General features: G+C 63.4%; 19 protein-coding genes and 2 riboswitches. Of the genes, 12 read left to right on the top strand and 7 right to left on the bottom strand.

Translation table 11 applies throughout. From position 1 onward, the window contains the following. Window positions 1-11: 11 nt before the first annotated feature. The 7 genes from menE to AC6JA3_RS16695 all read left to right on the top strand — a co-directional run bounded on the left by menE (window position 12) and on the right by AC6JA3_RS16695 (window position 5,533). Complete coding sequence (gene menE, locus AC6JA3_RS16725) at window positions 12-1,562, top strand: o-succinylbenzoate--CoA ligase (RefSeq protein WP_497920327.1); 1,551 nt, start codon at window positions 12-14, stop codon at window positions 1,560-1,562. Next, window positions 1,559-2,029 carry a DUF3237 domain-containing protein gene (locus AC6JA3_RS16720; RefSeq protein ID WP_497920326.1) on the top strand — a complete coding sequence of 157 codons (471 nt, stop codon included), beginning with the start codon at window positions 1,559-1,561 and terminating at the stop codon, window positions 2,027-2,029. Before menE ends, AC6JA3_RS16720 begins: the two co-directional genes overlap by 4 nt. A gap of 171 nt (window positions 2,030-2,200) precedes the next feature. Then, window positions 2,201-2,695 (top strand): DUF805 domain-containing protein, encoded by a 495-nt coding sequence (locus AC6JA3_RS16715; RefSeq protein ID WP_026548249.1) that lies wholly within the window; start codon window positions 2,201-2,203, stop codon window positions 2,693-2,695. Window positions 2,696-2,857: 162 nt separating this feature from the next. Further along, window positions 2,858-4,075, top strand: coding sequence for an L-2-hydroxyglutarate dehydrogenase (gene lhgD, locus AC6JA3_RS16710; RefSeq protein WP_497920325.1), 1,218 nt, complete (start codon window positions 2,858-2,860; stop codon window positions 4,073-4,075). A gap of 64 nt (window positions 4,076-4,139) precedes the next feature. Then, window positions 4,140-4,343, top strand: coding sequence for a hypothetical protein (locus tag AC6JA3_RS16705; RefSeq protein ID WP_497920324.1), 204 nt, complete (start codon window positions 4,140-4,142; stop codon window positions 4,341-4,343). Between the two features lie 125 nt (window positions 4,344-4,468). Next, window positions 4,469-4,771, top strand: a complete 303-nt coding sequence (locus AC6JA3_RS16700) for a DUF4193 domain-containing protein (RefSeq protein ID WP_026542556.1) — start codon at window positions 4,469-4,471, stop codon at window positions 4,769-4,771. Between the two features lie 216 nt (window positions 4,772-4,987). Beyond that, on the top strand, window positions 4,988-5,533 hold the full coding sequence (locus tag AC6JA3_RS16695) for an AMIN-like domain-containing (lipo)protein (RefSeq protein WP_091554308.1): 546 nt from the start codon (window positions 4,988-4,990) through the stop codon (window positions 5,531-5,533). A gap of 92 nt (window positions 5,534-5,625) precedes the next feature. On the opposite strand, the gene AC6JA3_RS16690 is transcribed toward AC6JA3_RS16695, so the two are convergent. The 4 genes from AC6JA3_RS16690 to map all read right to left on the bottom strand — a co-directional run bounded on the left by AC6JA3_RS16690 (window position 5,626) and on the right by map (window position 10,306). Further along, window positions 5,626-7,176 (bottom strand): APC family permease, encoded by a 1,551-nt coding sequence (locus AC6JA3_RS16690; protein ID WP_223944760.1) that lies wholly within the window; start codon window positions 7,174-7,176, stop codon window positions 5,626-5,628. 12 nt (window positions 7,177-7,188) lie between these two features. Further along, a complete protein-coding gene (locus AC6JA3_RS16685) occupies window positions 7,189-8,214 on the bottom strand; it encodes an agmatine deiminase family protein (protein WP_497920323.1) in 1,026 nt (341 codons plus the stop codon). Then, the gene (locus AC6JA3_RS16680) at window positions 8,211-9,227 is read right to left on the bottom strand and encodes a nitrilase-related carbon-nitrogen hydrolase (protein ID WP_497920322.1); all 1,017 of its coding nucleotides are present in this window, start codon (window positions 9,225-9,227) and stop codon (window positions 8,211-8,213) included. The genes AC6JA3_RS16685 and AC6JA3_RS16680 overlap by 4 nt, the downstream gene beginning before the upstream one ends. Before the next feature lie 299 nt (window positions 9,228-9,526). Next, entirely contained in the window at window positions 9,527-10,306 is a 780-nt protein-coding gene (gene map, locus AC6JA3_RS16675) for a type I methionyl aminopeptidase (protein ID WP_497920321.1), read from the bottom strand. A gap of 68 nt (window positions 10,307-10,374) precedes the next feature. Between map and AC6JA3_RS16670 the strand changes: the two genes are divergently transcribed. After that, window positions 10,375-10,677: a helix-turn-helix domain-containing protein gene (locus tag AC6JA3_RS16670; protein ID WP_026542550.1), complete on the top strand. Its 303-nt coding sequence runs from the start codon at window positions 10,375-10,377 to the stop codon at window positions 10,675-10,677. Between the two features lie 18 nt (window positions 10,678-10,695). On the opposite strand, the gene AC6JA3_RS16665 is transcribed toward AC6JA3_RS16670, so the two are convergent. Continuing rightward, entirely contained in the window at window positions 10,696-11,277 is a 582-nt protein-coding gene (locus tag AC6JA3_RS16665; protein ID WP_026542549.1) for a helix-turn-helix domain-containing protein, read from the bottom strand. Window positions 11,278-11,385: 108 nt separating this feature from the next. Between AC6JA3_RS16665 and AC6JA3_RS16660 the strand changes: the two genes are divergently transcribed. Then, on the top strand, window positions 11,386-12,384 hold the full coding sequence (locus AC6JA3_RS16660) for an NAD(P)/FAD-dependent oxidoreductase (protein WP_497920320.1): 999 nt from the start codon (window positions 11,386-11,388) through the stop codon (window positions 12,382-12,384). Window positions 12,385-12,497: 113 nt separating this feature from the next. Continuing rightward, on the top strand, window positions 12,498-12,713 hold the full coding sequence (locus tag AC6JA3_RS16655; protein ID WP_497920319.1) for a hypothetical protein: 216 nt from the start codon (window positions 12,498-12,500) through the stop codon (window positions 12,711-12,713). Window positions 12,714-12,800: 87 nt separating this feature from the next. On the opposite strand, the gene AC6JA3_RS16650 is transcribed toward AC6JA3_RS16655, so the two are convergent. Further along, window positions 12,801-14,024, bottom strand: a complete 1,224-nt coding sequence (locus AC6JA3_RS16650; protein ID WP_497920318.1) for an amidohydrolase — start codon at window positions 14,022-14,024, stop codon at window positions 12,801-12,803. A 90-nt stretch (window positions 14,025-14,114) separates the two neighbouring features. On the opposite strand from AC6JA3_RS16650, the gene AC6JA3_RS16645 reads away from it, so the two are divergent. Then, window positions 14,115-14,774, top strand: a complete 660-nt coding sequence (locus AC6JA3_RS16645) for a cyclodeaminase/cyclohydrolase family protein (protein ID WP_026542545.1) — start codon at window positions 14,115-14,117, stop codon at window positions 14,772-14,774. 77 nt (window positions 14,775-14,851) lie between these two features. Here AC6JA3_RS16645 and AC6JA3_RS16640 read toward each other — a convergent pair whose 3' ends face one another. Next, window positions 14,852-16,402: an MFS transporter gene (locus AC6JA3_RS16640; RefSeq protein WP_497920317.1), complete on the bottom strand. Its 1,551-nt coding sequence runs from the start codon at window positions 16,400-16,402 to the stop codon at window positions 14,852-14,854. 73 nt (window positions 16,403-16,475) lie between these two features. Here AC6JA3_RS16640 and AC6JA3_RS16635 point away from each other — a divergent pair, with 73 nt between their 5' ends. Further along, window positions 16,476-17,015, top strand: a complete 540-nt coding sequence (locus tag AC6JA3_RS16635; RefSeq protein WP_026542543.1) for a TetR/AcrR family transcriptional regulator — start codon at window positions 16,476-16,478, stop codon at window positions 17,013-17,015. Window positions 17,016-17,108: 93 nt separating this feature from the next. Continuing rightward, a riboswitch (glycine riboswitch) is annotated at window positions 17,109-17,206 on the top strand. A 1-nt stretch (window position 17,207) separates the two neighbouring features. After that, window positions 17,208-17,334: riboswitch (glycine riboswitch) on the top strand. Window positions 17,335-17,367 lie beyond the last annotated feature (33 nt).

Genomic DNA, 17,367 nt, shown 5'->3' with positions numbered 1-17,367 from the left:
AGTTGCGCACCATGGACAACAACGGAGTTGGATCCTGGCTGCACCGCCGCCGCATCAAGTCCGGGGCCGCAACGGCCCTCATCTCCGGCGGGCAAACCCTGAGCTACGCAGCGCTCGCCGAACGGACCGACCATTTGGCCAACGCCCTCAAGGACAGGGGAGTAGCCAAGGGGGACCGTGTGGCCTACCTGGGGGAGAATCACCCGTCCTTCGTGGAGACCTTTTTTGCCTGCGGGCTGGTGGGCGCCATCTTTGTCCCGCTCAACACCCGGCTCGCCGCCCCGGAACTGCAGTTCCAGTTGCAGGACTCCGGCGCACGGCTCCTGGTCAACGCCGCGGCCCTGGACGCCGTAGCCTCCGCATCGGTGAAGGAGACACTGGTAACCCACCGCCTGGTGGTGGCGCCCGACGACGACACTGACGGTTCCGCGCTGAAGCTGCCGTCCGGCGTCGAGCACTATGGGGAAGTAATGGAGGCAGCGTCCGCCGCGCCGCTCGATGAGGCGGTAACGCTGGAGGACGGTGCCATGATCCTCTACACCTCCGGCACCACCGGCAAGCCCAAGGGTGCGCTGCTGACCCACGGCAACATCACCTGGAACTGCATCAACACCGTGGTGGACATGGACCTGAACCGCAACGACGTGGCGCTGATGATTTCACCGCTCTTCCATGTTGCTTCCCTGGACATGGGCCTGCTGCCCATGCTGCTCAAGGGCGCCACGGTGGTGCTTGAAGCCAAATTCGACGCCGGCCGGGTGCTGGAGCTGGTGGGCCTGCATAGGGTCACTACCCTCAACGGTGTGCCCACCACCTTCCAGATGCTCTGCGACCACCCAGGATGGTCGACGGCGGACCTGACGTCCCTGGATAAGCTCACCTGCGGCGGTTCCGCGGTTCCGGCCAGGGTGCTGGAGGCTTACGAAGCCCGTGGTATCGGATTCACCAGCTGCTATGGCATGACCGAAACGGCGCCCGGGGCTACGATGCTGCCGGTATCGCGTTCCAAGGAGAAGGCCGGATCAGCCGGGCTGCCGCACTTTTTCACCGATGTGCGGATCGTCGATCCGATGGGCGGAATGGCTGCAGTTGGCGAGGTGGGGGAGATCCAGATCTCCGGACCCAACGTCATCAAGGAGTACTGGAACCGTCCGGAGGCCACCGCGGAGAGCCACGCCGATTCCTCATGGTTCCGGTCCGGAGACATGGGCCATCAGGACCACGAGGGATTCCTGTTCGTATCCGACCGCCTCAAGGACATGATCATCTCCGGGGGCGAAAACATCTACCCGGCTGAGGTGGAAGCAGCCATCGCTGAGCTGCCCGCGGTGGGAAGTGTGGCGGTGATCGGCGTTGCCGACGAGAAATGGGGCGAAGTACCCCGGGCTATCGTCACCTTGCGGGACGGCGGTTCCCTGAGCGAGGACCAACTGCGCTCGCACCTGGAAGGCCGGCTGGCCCGGTACAAAATCCCCAAGTCAGTGGTGTTCGTCGAGGAGATGCCACGCACCGCAAGCGGCAAGATCCGCAAGATGGACCTTCGGAAGCAGTACGCGCTGTGACCGGCTTGCCCGAAGCCCCTGCGTTGACGTTCCTGGCCACCCTCAATGTCAAAGTGGGCCCGGCGCTGGATGTCGGAATGACCCCGGAAGGGCAACGGCGGGTCATCCCCATTGTGGGAGGAACCGTGTCCGGACCACGCCTTCAAGGAAAGGTGCTGCCGGCGGGGGCCGATTACCAGGTCCAGCGCGACGCCGGACTGACCGAGCTGGACGCCAGGTACGTTGTGGAACTTGAGGATGGAGCCATCGTCTACGTCCACAACCAGGCGCTTCGTTCCGGAGCGGCGGAAGACCTGGACAGGCTCAACCGCGGTGAGGACGTAGACCCGGCATTGATCTATTTCCGCTGCACCCCACGGTTTTCCACCGCCGCTCCGGAACTGGCATGGTTGAACAGGGTAGTCACTCTCGGAACCGGGCGCCGAAGGCCTGGTTCGGTGGAAATCGATGTCTTTACTGTCGGGTAGCTAAAGATCCGAGAGACGGCTACCAGCCGACATATTCCGTTACCAAGCTAAATCCGGGTAAATTTCCTCCATCGAACTGCCTAATTCGCCTCCGGGGCATTACGATAAGGCACGACTCACTCCGAGCAACACGCACTCATCGACTCACACCTAACCCCGGGGGATATACCAATGAGCTCTTACCCGCAACAACCGCAGCAGACCCAGCCCTACGCCGCCCAGACCGGCGAACCGCCGTTGTGGGCACCGTACTACGGCGCTCCCATTGGTGCCGCTGTTAAGCGTTTCTTCAAGAAGTACACCGCGTTCAGCGGCCGCGCCAGCCGCAGTGAATACTGGTGGGTGGCACTGGTTCTGGGCGTAGTGGGCTTCGTCCTGCAGATCCTCACCCTGGTACTTGGCAGTGCCGGGGCCACCGTTTCCGCAAGCGGGACGGCCACTCCAGGTCCGGGCTCCGTTGTAGGCCTTATTCTGGCGTTCGTCTTCTACCTGGCGATTCTCATCCCGTCCATCGCACTGCTGGTTCGTCGTCTCCACGATGGCAACTTCAGTGGTTGGCTCGTCCTGATTGGCCTTATTCCGGGCCTCGGCGGCATTGCGCTCTTCATCTTCGCTCTCCTGCCGTCCAACCCGGCCGGCCAGCGTTTTGACCAGCCGACTGCCTAGTTAGCCAAGCACCACGTTCCATAAGAAAAAGGGCGGCACCACGTGTGCCGCCCTTTTTCATGCCTTTCCCGTGACTTTCGTGCCGCAAAAGGAACACCGTGACATGCTGTGACTGACACGGACCCACGCAACGATGGACCAGCCCCAAAGACGAGGAGTGCCATGCCCAACCCTCCACGCAACAGGACCATCAGGCGTTGCGCCGTGGTGGGCGGCGGCATCATCGGCATTGCAGTGGCCAGGGAGTTGGGCCGCAGGCTCGGAGACGTCCACGTGACTGTATACGAGAAAGAAGACCGGCTCGCAGCTCACCAGACCGGGCACAACTCCGGGGTGGTCCACGCCGGCCTGTACTACGAGCCCGGTGGCCTGAAGGCAAGGCTGTGCCGCAGGGGAGTGGAGTTGCTCCAGGAATTCTGCGCCACCAAAAACCTTCCCTATGAGGCGTGCGGCAAGCTGGTCATCGCCCAGACCCCCGGGGAATCCAAGCGCTTGGACGCCATCTTCGCCAGGGCCACGGCCAACGGTGTCCCCGGCGTACGAATGCTCAGCGGCGGGCAGATACGCGAGGTGGAGCCGAACGCCGTCGGACTTTCCGCCTTGCACTCCCCGGAAACGGCGATCGTCGACTACACGGCCATCACCAACGCGCTCGCCGACGACGTCAGAAGCCAGGGTGGGACCATCCGCCTGGGGCAGGAAGTCATCTCGCTCCAACAGCAGGGCAGCGGCGTGCTGGTCAGTACGAAGGACGGCGGGGAACACTATGACCTGGTGGTGGCATGTGCCGGACTGCAGTCGGACCGGTTGGCCGCGGCCACCGGGGAGCCGTCGAACCCACGGATCGTGCCGTTCTTTGGGCAGTACTACTTGCTGGGCAAGGAAGCCCGGGATCAGGTGCGCGGCCTCATCTACCCTGTCCCGGATCCCAGGCATCCTTTCCTGGGCGTGCATCTGACCAAGCGCATTGACGGGGAAATGATGCTCGGCCCAAACGCTTTTATCTCGTTCGGGCGGGAGTCCTATGCCTGGAACCAGGTGGCGTTGCGAGATGTCGCCAACTACGCGCTCTTCCCGGGGTTCTGGAATTTTGCCCGACAGAACGTGCCGTCGGCTGTCCGCGAATTCCAGACCGTAGTGAGCCGGAAAAGATTCATCCGGGAAGCGATGCGCTTTGTGCCCTCCTTGGAAGGGGCAAGCATCCTGCCCGGCACCCGTGGCGTGCGGGCCCAGGCCATGAACGGTGACGGTTCACTGGTGGACGACTTCGTGATTGCACGACGCCGGGACACCGTTTTGGTGCGCAACGCGCCATCGCCGGGGGCTACGTCGTCGATGGCGATTGCCGAGTACATCGTGGAGCAGGCGCTGCAGGACTGAGGAGTTAACATGCCCGTGACGCGGCAGAAACGGCCCCCACATCAGGGCTGGATACCGTTGCCGCATGATCGCTTCACTGGCCTCGCTGGCAACCCGCATCGGCACTGGATTTTTGGCGTGGATCGAAGCCGCCTATGTCCTGGATTGCGCAGAAGGGGAAGCCGCCGAAGAGCACCGCCTGGCATGGCTGCCTGCGCTGAGCGGGGTGACAGTGGCCGGCGCCCAGGCCATCCAGTCCCACGCCCTGAAGGTGCCCTCAGAGCCATAGGGATTGCTGTCGAAGCTGCACAATGTTGCGTTGGGCACACTATTCGTTGATCGCGGGTACTATGCCCTAAACTGCTTCACTGGGTGCCGGAAGAGGCACCATGCAGCAACGAAAGCGAACCCTCAATGGCTACTGATTACGACGCCCCGCGCAAGACCGAAGAAGAGTCTCCCGCTGAATCTCTTGAGGCTCTTCAGGCATCCCGTGGCAACGCTGCACAGACTGCAGTAATCGACGTCGAAGAGAACGATACTGCCGAAGGAATCGACCTTCCGGGCGCCGATCTTTCCGGCGAAGAACTGACCGTCATTGTTGTCCCCGAGCAGTCGGACGAATTCACGTGTGGTTCCTGTTTCCTGGTCCGGCACCGCTCCCAGATTGCGCTTGAAAAGAACGGCCTCAAGTTCTGCAAGGACTGCGAAGGCTAGATCACGCCAGGGTCTCCGTTATCTTCGATCACGAACACGGGTGCGAAGACCCTCAAATGTCCCTGCAACGGCCGCAAAAGCCGTCCTTAATGCCCGTCCCGTGACCACCCCGTTGTCCCTTTAACGGTTGTGCGCCGAAGCGGCCACAACAGGCCCGAAATGCCTCCTGCCCTCCTACTGTTGAAGTATCAACTTCGCCTGAAGGGGGCACAAAAAATGAGGAAAATTGGAGCGGGCCTGGCAGCGGTCCTGGCTGCTGCCGGGCTCGGTCTGGCGGCGCCGGGGCCAGCCTCGGCAGCATCTTACTGCGGGTTGGCCTGGGGTTCGTTGGCCAAGGCCGACCCTGATATGAGCTCAGCCAATGTCACCAACGTCCGGACCGGCCAGCAGCCCTGTTTCGACCGCCTGGTGATTGACATGACGGGCAAAGTGGCCGGCTACTCCGTCCGCTATGTTCCGGTGGTCACCCAGGACGCCACGGGCTATCCCATTCCGGTGATCGGTGACGCGGACCTGCAAGTGGTAGTGACCGCGCCGTCGTACAACCAGTACAGCCAGCCGACCTACCTGCCCGCAGCCAAGGCGGAGCTCTCCGACGTCTCCGGTTACCAGACCTTCCGGCAGGTGGTTTATGCCGGTAGCTTTGAGGGCACCACCAGCATTGGGCTGGGTGTGCGTGCCCGGCTTCCGTTCAGGGTGCTCACCTTGGACGGGCCCGACGGCGGCTCCCGCCTGGTAGTGGACGTCGCCCACCATTGGTAGGGCTGCTGAGGGTATGCCCAGAACCCAGGAAAGCTGCCAGTCCGCCGGAAAATTCCGGCGAACTGGCAGCTTTCCAGCGTTTTCGGGAAGCGCTACTCAGGTACCACCAAAGCGGGTGTGTCTTGCCGGATGGTCTCGCCCCGGAAGAACCCGGGCCGGATGCGGGCCATGATCAGCATCAGCACAGCACCCAGTGCCAGGATCCCGATGCCGAGGACGAACACCAGCCCTACGCCGAAGATCTCGGACCCACTGCCGAACTCCGGAGCCCAGCTGTCGATGGCGGTCTGCACGAACACCACGAACAGTCCCACGCCACCCACCAGGGGGCACACAAGCCGCAGGAAGAAGTTCCGGGCATTGTCGAACACGCTGTTACGGAAGTACCAGGCACAGGCGATGGCCGTCAGTCCGTAGTAGAAGCAGATCATCAGGCCGAGGGCCAGGATGGTGTCGTTGAGGACGTTCTCGCTGATTACGTGCATCACTGCATAGAAGCCCGCGGACAGGACGCCGGCCGCTACGGTGGCAAAGCCCGGCGTCGAAAACTTCTTGCTCATGTGGCTGAAGCGTTCAGGCAGGGCGCCGTAGTGCGCCATGGCCAGCAGGCTGCGCGAGGGCGAGGTGAAGGTGGACTGCAGGGAGGCCGCCGAACTGGACAGCACCGCGAGGGACATGAGGATCGCAAACGGACCCATCACAGGCGACGCGAGCGCGGTAAAGACGTTGGCGTGGTTTTCCTCGTTGTTCAGGCCGATGCCTGTGTCGCCCACGCCCGCAAACATCATCGTGGCAATGGTGACCAGGAGGTAGATGCCCAGCACAATGACGGCCGTGAGCGTGCCTGCGAGACCGGCGGTCTTCTTGCCGTTGGCGGTTTCCTCGTTAACGGTCAGGCAGACGTCCCAGCCCCAGTACACGAAGATCGACAACGAGATACCGGCGGCTATCTGGCCAAAGGTTTCAATCTTGGTGACGTCGAACCAGTCCCAGCTGAAGGGAACAGCGGTCTCGGACGTGGACCAGTTGGCAAAGGCCATGGCCACAAAGATGCCCAGGACCAGCAGCTGGAACCCCACCAGTCCGTACTGGACAATTTTGGTGGTGTGCAGGCCGCGGTAGCTGATCCACACTGCCAGGGCCACGAAAACGAAGCAGGTGGCCACGTTCAAGAGCTTGTTGGAGGCGAGGTCGGCGAGCTCGGGTGAGCCGGTTGCCTGGGCCAGGAAGAGGTAGAAGAAGTCCACTGCGACCCCTGCCAGGTTGGACAGGACAATGATGTTGGCCGCGAGGAGGCCCCAACCGCCCATCCAGCCCACCCACGGGCCGAACGCTTTGGTGACCCAGGTGAACGTGGTTCCGCTGTCCGGGGAATCCGCGTTGAGTTCCCTGTAGGCCAGCGAGACCAGGATCATCGGAATGAAGCCGATCAGGAAGATCACGGGCAATTGCAGCCCGACTTCGTTGACCGTGGGGCCCAGCGCACCCGTCAAGGTATACGCCGGTGCGATGGTTGAAATGCCAAGAACGACGACGGCGAGGAGCCCCAACTGCCCCGTCTTCAGTCCCTTGCCGCTGATGTCGTGCGACGTTGCGGCGTCAGCGGTGCTTTTGGAAGCACCGGCGCGGATTGTCTGGCTCATGGGAGGCCCTTTCTAGATGGCCGAAGGCTGTTGCTGTGTGATGCAGTGGATGCCGCCACCCCGGGCGAAGAGTTCGCGTGCGTCAACACTGACCACGCGCCGGCCGGGGTAGGCATCGGCGAGAATGCGGAGTGCTTTCTCGTCCATGGGGTCGTTGAAGCTGCAGGCGATGACGCCGCCATTGACCACCAGGTGGTTGATGTAGCTGTAGTCCACAAACCCCTCGTCGTCGGTCAGGGCTTCGGGGGCGGGAACTTCGATGATGTTCCATTCCCTGCCGGCTGCGTCGTGGGTGGTGCGCAGGAAGTCGATGATCTCCCGGGAGACCTTGTAGTCCGGGTGTTCCGGGTTCTGCTGGGAGTGGACCAGCAGCGTACCGGGGCTGGGGATGGCTGCCACGATGTCCACGTGTCCACGGGTGCCGAACTTCTCGGAATCACGGGTGAGGCCGCGGGGCAGCCACACTACGTGGGTGGCGCCGATGGTGCGGGCCAGCTCTTCTTCGATGTCGGCTTTGGTCAGTCCGGGGTTCCGGCCCTGATCAAGCTGCACGGTCTCGGTGACCAGGACTGTGCCCTCGCCATCGACCTGGATTCCGCCGCCCTCGTTCACGATCCCGGAGGGGAGGTGGGTGGCGCCGGCACGTTCGGTCACGTTTGCGGCCATCAGGGAGTCTTTGTCCCACGCAGCCCAGTCCTGGCCGCCCCAGCCGTTGAAGATCCAGTCCACGGCACCGAGCTGGTTGTTTGCATCCAGCACGAACGAGGGCCCAATGTCGCGCATCCAGGCATCGTTGAGTTCGGCGGTGAGTACCTCAACGCGGGGGTCCAGGTAGCGCGAAGCCGTTTCGACGTCGTCGGGTGCTACCACCACGGTGACGGGCTCGAACTCGAGGATGGCGTTGGCTACAGCTGCCCAGGTGGAGCGGGCGGCGTGCGCTTCTTCTTCGGTATCGCCCAGGGTGTAGCCACCGGTGGGGAAGGCCATCCAGACACGGTCCTGGGGAGCCGTTTCGGAGGGCATGCGCCAGGCGCTCATGCGGAGACTGCTTGTGCTTGTGCTGCGCCGAGCGGGGCGTTGGGGTCCACCGGTTCGGTGAGGCGCGCGTAGGTTTCCGGGCGGCGGGTTGCCAGGAAGGGGAACAGCGTCAGCCAGTCCTTGCGCTGGTCGAGGTCCAGGTCTGCCACCAGGACAGCTGATTCGTCGCGGGGTGCCTGGGCCAGGATACGGCCGTAGGGATCGGAGATGAAGGATGAACCGTAGAAGTTCAAGGTGCCCTCGTTGCCGTAGCGGTTGGGGGCGATCATGAACAGTCCGTTGGCGATGCCGTTGCCCACGATCACCTGCTGCCACAAGGGCTGCGTGTCGAAATCGGGGTGGTCCGGTTCGGATCCGATGGCCGTGGGGTAGACCAGGATTTCGGCGCCGCCCAGGGAGTACAGGCGGGCAAGTTCGGGGAACCATTCGTCCCAGCAGGTGGGCATGCCCAGGCGCGCGCCCCCCAGTTCGGCCGGAGCGTGGACCGCATAAGCGTCTTCTGCTTCCGGGCCTTTGCGGAAGAACTTGTCCTCGTAGTAGCCGGCGGTTACAGGGATGTGCAGTTTGTGGGTGCGGGCCACCAGTTCGCCTGCGGGGTTCACCAGGATGGCGGTGTTCAGGCCCAGGCCGTCATCGCTGCCGTCCGGGTTTTCGGCCCGCTGGTAAAGCGAGGCGTGCACTGAGACGCCGTACTTCCTGGCGGCTTCAGCAGCAAAGGTGAAGGTGGGCCCTGTGAGGAGGTCCTCGGTGATGTCGGAGGGGCGGATGCCTGCAGCCGGATTGTTCTCCGGGCGGGTGTCCGCGGGGTAGCGGGAGAGGGTCAGCTCAGGCAGGAAAACAACGGTGGCTCCCAGCTTGGCAGCACGCTCGATGCCCTCTGTGAGTTCGGCGCGGAGAGCGGCCTCGTCGGCGTGCCAGCAGTGCTGGACAACGCCTACCCGCAAGGGGGTGCGCGTTGAGGGCTCGGTGCGGGCCAGGGAAGTCGGGGCTTCGAGGCAGGTTATTTCAATCATGGTGGCATGTACTCCGGTGAGACGACAGTCACTAAATGAATAGCGTTCATTTAGTATGGCGCGAGTCACTGCTGAGCGCAAGGGGTTAAGTGAATGCCTTTCATTTATGACCGGGTGGGGCTTGGGGTTCAGCCCCCGGAGATAGCAGTTCACCCCCATGCTTGTGGTCAACATGGGGGTGAAGTGGAGGCTCGGCGGGGTGGGCTGTGGCGGGCTCGGGCTCGCGGGCTCGGCCGGGCGGGGCGGGCTCGGCCGGGCGGGGCGGGCTCGGCCGGGCGGGGCGGGGCCGGGCTCGCGGGTTAGGGCGCCAGGGTTGGCAGGGTAAGGATCTCAGCTGCTCCGTCGGTGATGGCGATGGTGTGCTCAGTGTGGGCGGTTCGGCAGCCGGTGACGCTGCGCAGGGTCCAGCCGTCGGCGTCGGTCACAAGTTGTGCCGTATCGGCCATGACCCACGGCTCAAGGGCAAGCAGCAGTCCGGGCCGCAGCTTGTACCCGCGGCCGGGGCGGCCCATGTTCGGCACGTGGGGCTCCTGGTGCATGGTGGAGCCAATGCCGTGCCCACCGAACTCGGTATTGACGGGGTAGCCGGCCTCACTGAGGACCGAGCCGATGGCGTAGGAGAGGTCGCCGATGCGTGCGCCGGGACGGGCAGCCTCTATGCCTGCCCGCAAGGCTCGTTCAGTGGCTTCAATCATTGCCATACTCTCCGCTGGTTTGGACTCGCCCACAATGAAGCTGATGGCGGAGTCTGCGGCGATTCCGTTCTTGGAGACAGCCAGGTCGAGGGTCAGCAGATCGCCGTCAGCCAAGGCGTAATCCCGGGGGAGGCCGTGCAGGACGGCGTCGTTTACCCCGGTGCAGATGTAGTGGCCGAACGGTCCGCGGCCGAAGGAGGGCGCGTAGTCGACGTAGCAGGACACCGCTCCGGCCTCGAGGATCATGGACTTGGCCCACTTGTCGATGTCCAGCAGATTTGTGCCCACCGTTGCCCGGCCCTTCAGCGTGTGCAGAATGTTGGCGACCAGGGCGCCGGCCTCCTTGGCGCGGCTTAGCTCCGGACGGCTCAGGATCTCAATCATGCGGGGGCCTTTCATGGGGCGACCAATAACTATCCCGGCCATATTATCCCGGTATTACAATTGGAGCCATGGTCAGGTTGCCCCTTACACCCGCAGAGGCCGAGCGAGGACAACGTCTCGGCGCCCTTCTGCGGCGCGCCCGGGGTGAACGCTCCATGTTGGAGACGGCCCTGGATGCCCGGGTCTCGCCCGAGACGCTCCGCAAGATCGAGTCCGGCCGGGTGGCAACGCCGGCCTTCCCCACCGTTGCCGCGATTGCTGATGTCCTCGGACTCTCCCTCGATGACGTCTGGGCTGAAATCAACCGCACCGAGCTCGGTGCCGACCCGGCGGTATCCCGGCGCAACTCCCGGGAATGGCTCGCTTCCTAGCCTCAGCGCGTGCGCGATCTATCGCTTGGGCCGTGCGCGCACGTGAAGGCGCTCGCCTTGCTGGCCGAACAAGGTCAGGAGCTCCACCGGCTCTGAGGTGGCGCTGGCGAACCAATGTGGAGTCCGGGTATCGAATTCGGCAACCTCGCCTGGTTTCAGGACAAAGTCGTTGCCGCCCAGCACCAGCCGCAGCTTGCCGTTGAGTATGTACATCCAGTCGTAGCCCTCATGGGATTGGGGCTGCGGTACTTCTTTTCCGGTGCCGCTTTTCAGCACCATTTTGAACGCCTGGATGCCGCCCGGGCGCCGGGTCAGGGGAAGTGCGGTGCCCCACTCATGAACGTGCGGCTTCAGGTGGATCCGGGGATCGCCGGTTTCCGGGGCATCGATGAGTTCTTCCAAGGGGACCTGATGCAACCGCGCGATGGGGAGGAGAAGCTCCAGTGTTGGTTTGCGTTGGCCCGATTCCAGCCTGGAAAGCGTGCTGACGGAAATGCCGGTAGCTTCCGAAGCCTCCGCCAGTGTCACGTTGCGTTGGGTCCGCATGGCACGCAGGCGGGGGCCGACGGCGTCGAGCATTGTGCTGAAATCCGTTGTCATGCCGCTCATTTTGCCACATCGGCAAAATTACTTGCTGGTCCAAATCACCTTGGCCAACCATGGAAGGAGCGGCGCATGGCCGCGGGAGACGCATGGAGGCAGTCGGTAATGGACGCAATGAACAGTGGAGTGTCGGAGTACGACGTCGTGGTGATCGGAGGTGGCGCAGCTGGGTTAAGTGCCGCCGTGACGCTGGGCAGAGCCTTGCGGTCGGTCGTGGTCATCGACGCCGGCGAGCCACGGAACGCCCCGGCCGCCGGGGTGCACGGGTTCCTCTCCCGGGACGGTATCAATCCCAAGGAGCTGCTGGACTTGGGACGGTCCGAGGCCGTCGGGTACGGAGCCGACATCATGTCCGGCACTGCTGTAGAGGCACGTTCGACGCCGGATCCCACCGCTGGGGGCGGGCCCGCCTTTGAGGTGGACCTGGCCGATGGCCGGACAGTAAAAGCGCGCCGCGTGCTGGTCACCAGCGGGCTGATTGACGTCCTGCCGGAGATCGAGGGGATCCGGGAACGGTGGGGGCGCGACGTTCTCCACTGCCCTTACTGCCACGGCTGGGAAGTCCGGAACAAAGCAATCGGAATCCTGGGTTCGGTGCCCATGGCGTTGCACCAGGCGTTGCTGTTCCGCCAGTGGAGTTCCAACATCACCTTGTTCCTCAACGATGTGGTGGAACCGACGGAAGAACAATGGGAGCAATTGGCTGCCCGTTCCATCACTGTGGTGGACGGCAAAGTCCAGGCCTTGGAAGTCAGCAACGACGCCTTGAGTGGCGTTGTCCTGGCCTTGGGAACGGTGATTCCGGTGGACGCCGTAGTCACCGGCCCGCGGTTGGAGGCAAGGTCCGGCGTGCTTGAGTCTTTGGGCGTTCCCACGGTGGAGCATGCGATGGGCGTCGGGACCCATGTTGAAGCCGCCCCAATGGGTGGAGCGACATCAGTGCCCGGCGTCTGGGCAGCAGGTAACGTCACGGACCTCACGGGACAAGTGATGGCCTCCGCGGCTGCGGGTGTCATGGCGGGCGCGGCCATCAACGCCGATCTCATGATGGAGGAGACCACCCTGGCTGTCCGGGAAGCGCGGCACGCGGCCCTGTCCCGCTAGTTCCTGGACCGGCCGTGACGCACGTTGAGCCGGCCGATCACAAAGCACAAAACCATCGACGTGCGGGCCTTGCCGGAGGACGATGGAAGGACAGCCGTTGAAGGAGGTTGGGTATGTGCTACGCGTACTACGACGACTTCGAGCGGCGCACGAAGAAAGACTCCGCGCGCAAGCCCGAGACGCACACGTCCGAGCCGGAAAAAGCACCTGCAGTTACCGTGGAGAGCCGTCCGCGGACAGAGGGAACGCTGTGGACTTTCCTGGCCCGCCGTCGCAGGGATTCCGAGGTTTCCGAACCGACGATGAACCGCATCAGCGAGAAAGTCTAGGCAGGGACCGGACCGCACCAAGGAAACACCAGTGAAGGCGCTGCGCTTGCGGCGCCTTCACTGGTGTCGGGCCGGCTGGCTGAAGGCCTAGGTGCTGGCAGCCAGGAATTCCCGGGCCGCCGTCACCAGGGCTTCCGTTCCCCGCGTCAGGGTCGGCTGGATAATGGGCGCAAAATACGGTGAGTGATTCGACGGAATATCTTCGGGAAGGCGCCCTGTTGTTGCAAATTCCTTGAACAAGGCAGGCTCGGCACCACCGAGGAACCAGAAAACCAGGGGAGCACCGGCGGCCTTGGCCAAGGCGCCCACGTCTTCGCTTCCGGAGACGGGGCCGGGGTCAATGATCTGTGTTTCGCCAAACTTTGCCTTGAACGCCGCAGACACCCTATCGGTGGCAGCCTGATCGTTGACGGTCAGCGGAAAGTGCTCTTCAAACTGAATCTCCGGGTCTTTGGGTGCCCCTGACGCTGTGGATTCTGCCGCGGCAATGCGCTCGATGGAACCGAGGATCTTATCCCGGGTGTCATTGCTGAAGGTGCGGACGCTGAGTCCCAAAGTTGCTGTTTCGGGAATGATGTTGTTCTTGGTGCCCGAGTGGATCTGCCCCACGGTCACTACCGCGGAATCACTCGCTGCCAGCTCACGGGCAACAATGCCCTGCAGCCGGACGGTGGTTGCCGCAGCCATCAGCACCGGGTCAACAGTGGTCTCCGGGCGTGAACCGTGACCGCCGCGCCCATGGAGGGTGATGTTGAGGGAATCGGCGGATGCCATGGTGACACCGGGCCGGATTCCGAACCAGCCGGCGGGGAAGGGGGCTACGTGCTGGCCCAGTACGACGTCGGGTTTGGGCACGGCGTCGTACAGGCCATCGGCCACCATGGTTTCGGCCCCGCCACCCCACTCCTCGGCTGGCTGGAAGAGGGCCACCAGGGTGCCCTGCCACTGATCACGTTGCGCGACCAAAACCTCCACCGCGCCAACCAGGCAACTGACGTGTACGTCATGGCCGCAAGCGTGCATGACCGGCATGTCCTTGCCCTCATGGTCAACACCCATGGCCGTGCTCGCATAGTCCAGGCAGGTTGCTTCCTTGACGGGCAGTGCATCCATGTCTGCCCTGAGCATCACTACCGGTCCGGGTCCGTTTTCCAGAACGCCGACCACGCCGGTTTTTCCGATGTTTCGGTGGACAGTGAAGCCAAGGTCTTCCAGGTGCGCCGCTGCAATCCCGGCTGTCCGGGTCTCTTGGAAGGACAACTCGGGATGGGCGTGCAGGTCTTTGTACAGCTCTTCGAGGTCAATGGTCATGAGTCTGCCCTTTTCATTCGACGCCTAGGTCTGGCCAGTGTATCCAGCCTGAAGATGCAAAGCCTGGGAAGCCCCGGCACACTGGATGGCATGAATGATTCCCAAGCAGCCACGACACAGCAATCCACTGTTGAGGAATGGACCAAAGCGCTGGCCGAATCCACCGGCTCGCCGGGCGGTGGCGCCGGGACAGGAGTCATGCTCTCCATCGCCGCTTCCCTGACCTCCATGGTGGCCGGATACACCGAGGCCGGGGAGGACCAGCACGAAAAGCTCTCGGGCATCCATGCCCGTGCCCGTGAACTGCGTGAAGATGCCCTGCAATTGGCGGACGACGACTCTTCCGCCTCCAACGCCTTCGGCGCCGCCTTCCGCCTGGATCCCGGGCCGGAGCGCGACGACGCAATCCACCAGGCCTCCGTTGATGCTGCCAAGGCCTCCGCAGTCCTGGGCGAGCGGGCCATCCACGCCATTGAAGACCTCGGCTGGCTCGCATCCCACGGCAATCCCGCGCTGATCGCCGACGTCGTGGTCGGTTTCGGAGCCCTCCGTGCAGCCATCAGCGGAGCCCGAACCAACGTAAGTTTCGACCTCGCCTCCCTGACCTCCGCCGGAACCGCGCTCGAGGAAGTCAAGGAGCAGCACCCAGAGCTATGGAGCACGGTCAGCAGGCTCAGCGACGCCCTCGACAGAATCGATGACCTGACTGCCGGCGTCGACAAAAAGGCGGCACCAACCGAAGCGTTGTGAGGCCCGCTTTGCGTGCTAAATCCCTACGGAATCACGCGGAGCGGGCCTCACAACGGCGCTGTGTCCTTACTGAGCCTCTACTGCGCCTTCGGCACACGGCGGAGCACGACGGCGGCGAGCACTGCCGCGCCAGCCATCAATACCAGCCCAATCGCCGCAGTGATGTGGACGCCGGACTCGAAAGCCGTCCGGGCGGCGACCGTCAGGGCCTCCGACAAAGGTGCCGGAAGGGCTGCGGCCGCATCCACGGCGCCGGCAAGGGTTTCGCTGGACTTCCCGGCTGCCTGCGGGGAAACGCCGTCTGGAATCACGAGGTTGTGCTGGTAGGAAGCCGTGAGGATGGATCCGAGTACAGCCGTTCCCAGGAGCGAACCCAGTTCGTAACCGGTCTCGGAGATTGCGGAGGCGGCGCCGGACTTATTTGCCGGAACGGAAGCCAGGATGAGGTCATTGGAAATGGTTTCCGCTGCGCCCACGCCGATTGCGAGGACCGTCAAGGCGGACAGCAGGAAGACGGGGCCGCTGCCGTGGTCGCCCACCATCACAATCAAGTAGCCCACGGCGCTGAGTGTCAGGCCGGCGGCCACCACGTATCCGGGGCGGACACGCCTGACCAGCGGCACCACCAGCAGGCCGGCGATGACTGTTGCCAGGAGGGCGGGAATCATGGCGATTCCGGCTTCCATGGGTGACTGACCCTCAACAAGCTGCAGGTGCTGGGCGAAGAAGTAGATGAAGCCTGTCATGGAGAAGAGCGACAGGACGTTCGCCACGATTGCAGTGCTGAAGACCTTGTTATTGAACAGGGCAACGTCCAGCATGGGGTTCTCGATCCGCTGCTGGCGACGCACAAACAGAATGCCCATCACCAGGCCGAAGCCCATGAATGCGGCCGCGGACGCCCCGAAGCCGTGGACTGCGAATTCCTTGATGCCGTAGACGAACGGAGCCATGGTGACCACGGAAAGGACAATGCTGGCCACGTCCACGCGGCCGGGATTGGCGTCCTTGGATTCCGGAATGAGTGCCCTGCCGAAAACAAGAAGCGGCAGGAGCAGGAAAGCGGCCACGAGGAACACCGCACCCCACCAGAAGTGCTCTACCAACCAACCGCCGAAGATGGGTCCAAGGGCGGCACCACCGGAGAAACCGGCAGCCCAGACAGCGATGGCAAGCCGGCGCCGGTTGGGATCGGTGAAGATGTTCCGGATCAAGGACAGCGTTGAGGGCATCAGCATGGCGCCGAAGACGCCAAGGCCGGCGCGTCCTGCAATGAGCCACTCAGCCGAAGGCGCGAAAGCTGTAGCAGCCGAAACCGCCGCGAAGCCCGTGCTGCCGATCAGCAGCAGCCGCCGTCGTCCGATCCTGTCGCCGAGGTTGCCCATGGATACCAGCAACGCGGCAAGAACCAGCGGGTAGGCGTCAACGATCCAGAGCAATTGGACGCCGCCGACGTCCAGGGAGCGGGCAATTTCGGGCAGGGCAAAGGTGAGCGCGGTGTTGTCGACGGCCACCAGCAGCACCGGAAACATCAGGAGTGCCAGAGCCGTCCAGTCGCGCCACGGTGCTGCCTGGCCCTTAACGGGATCAGCGGAACGGGGTGCTTGGGTTGGGGACGGCGAGAACATTCCACTACTGTACCGTCCAGACGGTATAGTTTCAACTGACCAGCCCCATGAGCCTTTAGGGAATGATGGACACATGCCACGAAAACCAGTTGCCCGGGACGCGGTCCTGGATGCCTTTGAAGCCCTCCTTATAGAGGTAGGGGAGAGGGCTGCCACCCTCGACGCCGTTGCCAAACGTGCCGGGGTATCCAAAGGTGGGCTGCTCTACCACTTCCCCAACAAGGAAGCGCTGATCACGGCACTGTTGGAACGCCTGGACTTACTCGCCGATGAAGACACTGAACTAATGAAGGCAGCACCCGATGGTTCGGCTGCCTACTTCATCCGGTCATCGCTCTGGGCAGATACCCCCATGGACAGGGCCTTCGTCGCTGCCACCCGCCTGGCTGAAGTGGCCCACGAGGAAACCCGCCGCCGGTTCGCCGCCATCCAGCAGCGCTGGCTGGACGTGCTGGCCGAAGACGTCGGACCGGAGGTTGCCAAGGCCGTCAGCTATATGGGCGACGGCCTCTATTTCAATGCCATCTTTGAAGGCGGCCAGGAAGGCGGCAACGCCGGGCGGGAGGCCGACGTCGAAATCCTGCTCGGGGTCCTGGAGCGGCTGCGGAAGTAGTGATTCATCCATTTGCTGCAGAGCCCGGCGCGTAGGACAATTAACTCTTGTGGCGTGCCCAACAAGGTGCCCACCTACAACTGAACATGCCTTTGATCTGCGGCGGGAGAGTCCTGCAAGCAAGTGATGCAGGCGCCGTAGGAGCAAACCCTCCCCAGGAATCTCTCAGGCCCACGCACCGCCGCGGCAAGGCAACTCTGGAAAGCAGCAGGCACTCAGCACACCTCAGGGTGGATGGGCGCTGTGCTCACCGACGGTGCAAGCGATGGTTGTTCACGCAACCCGCGGAAACTCTCAGGTCCAATACAGAGCGGGGAGGAACCCAGCCGCTGTGGCGTACCCAAACGCCGCC

The sequence above is a fragment of the Arthrobacter sp. TmtSoilC79 genome (genome assembly GCF_059739405.1).
This window is presented reverse-complemented; position numbering and strand designations above follow the sequence as displayed.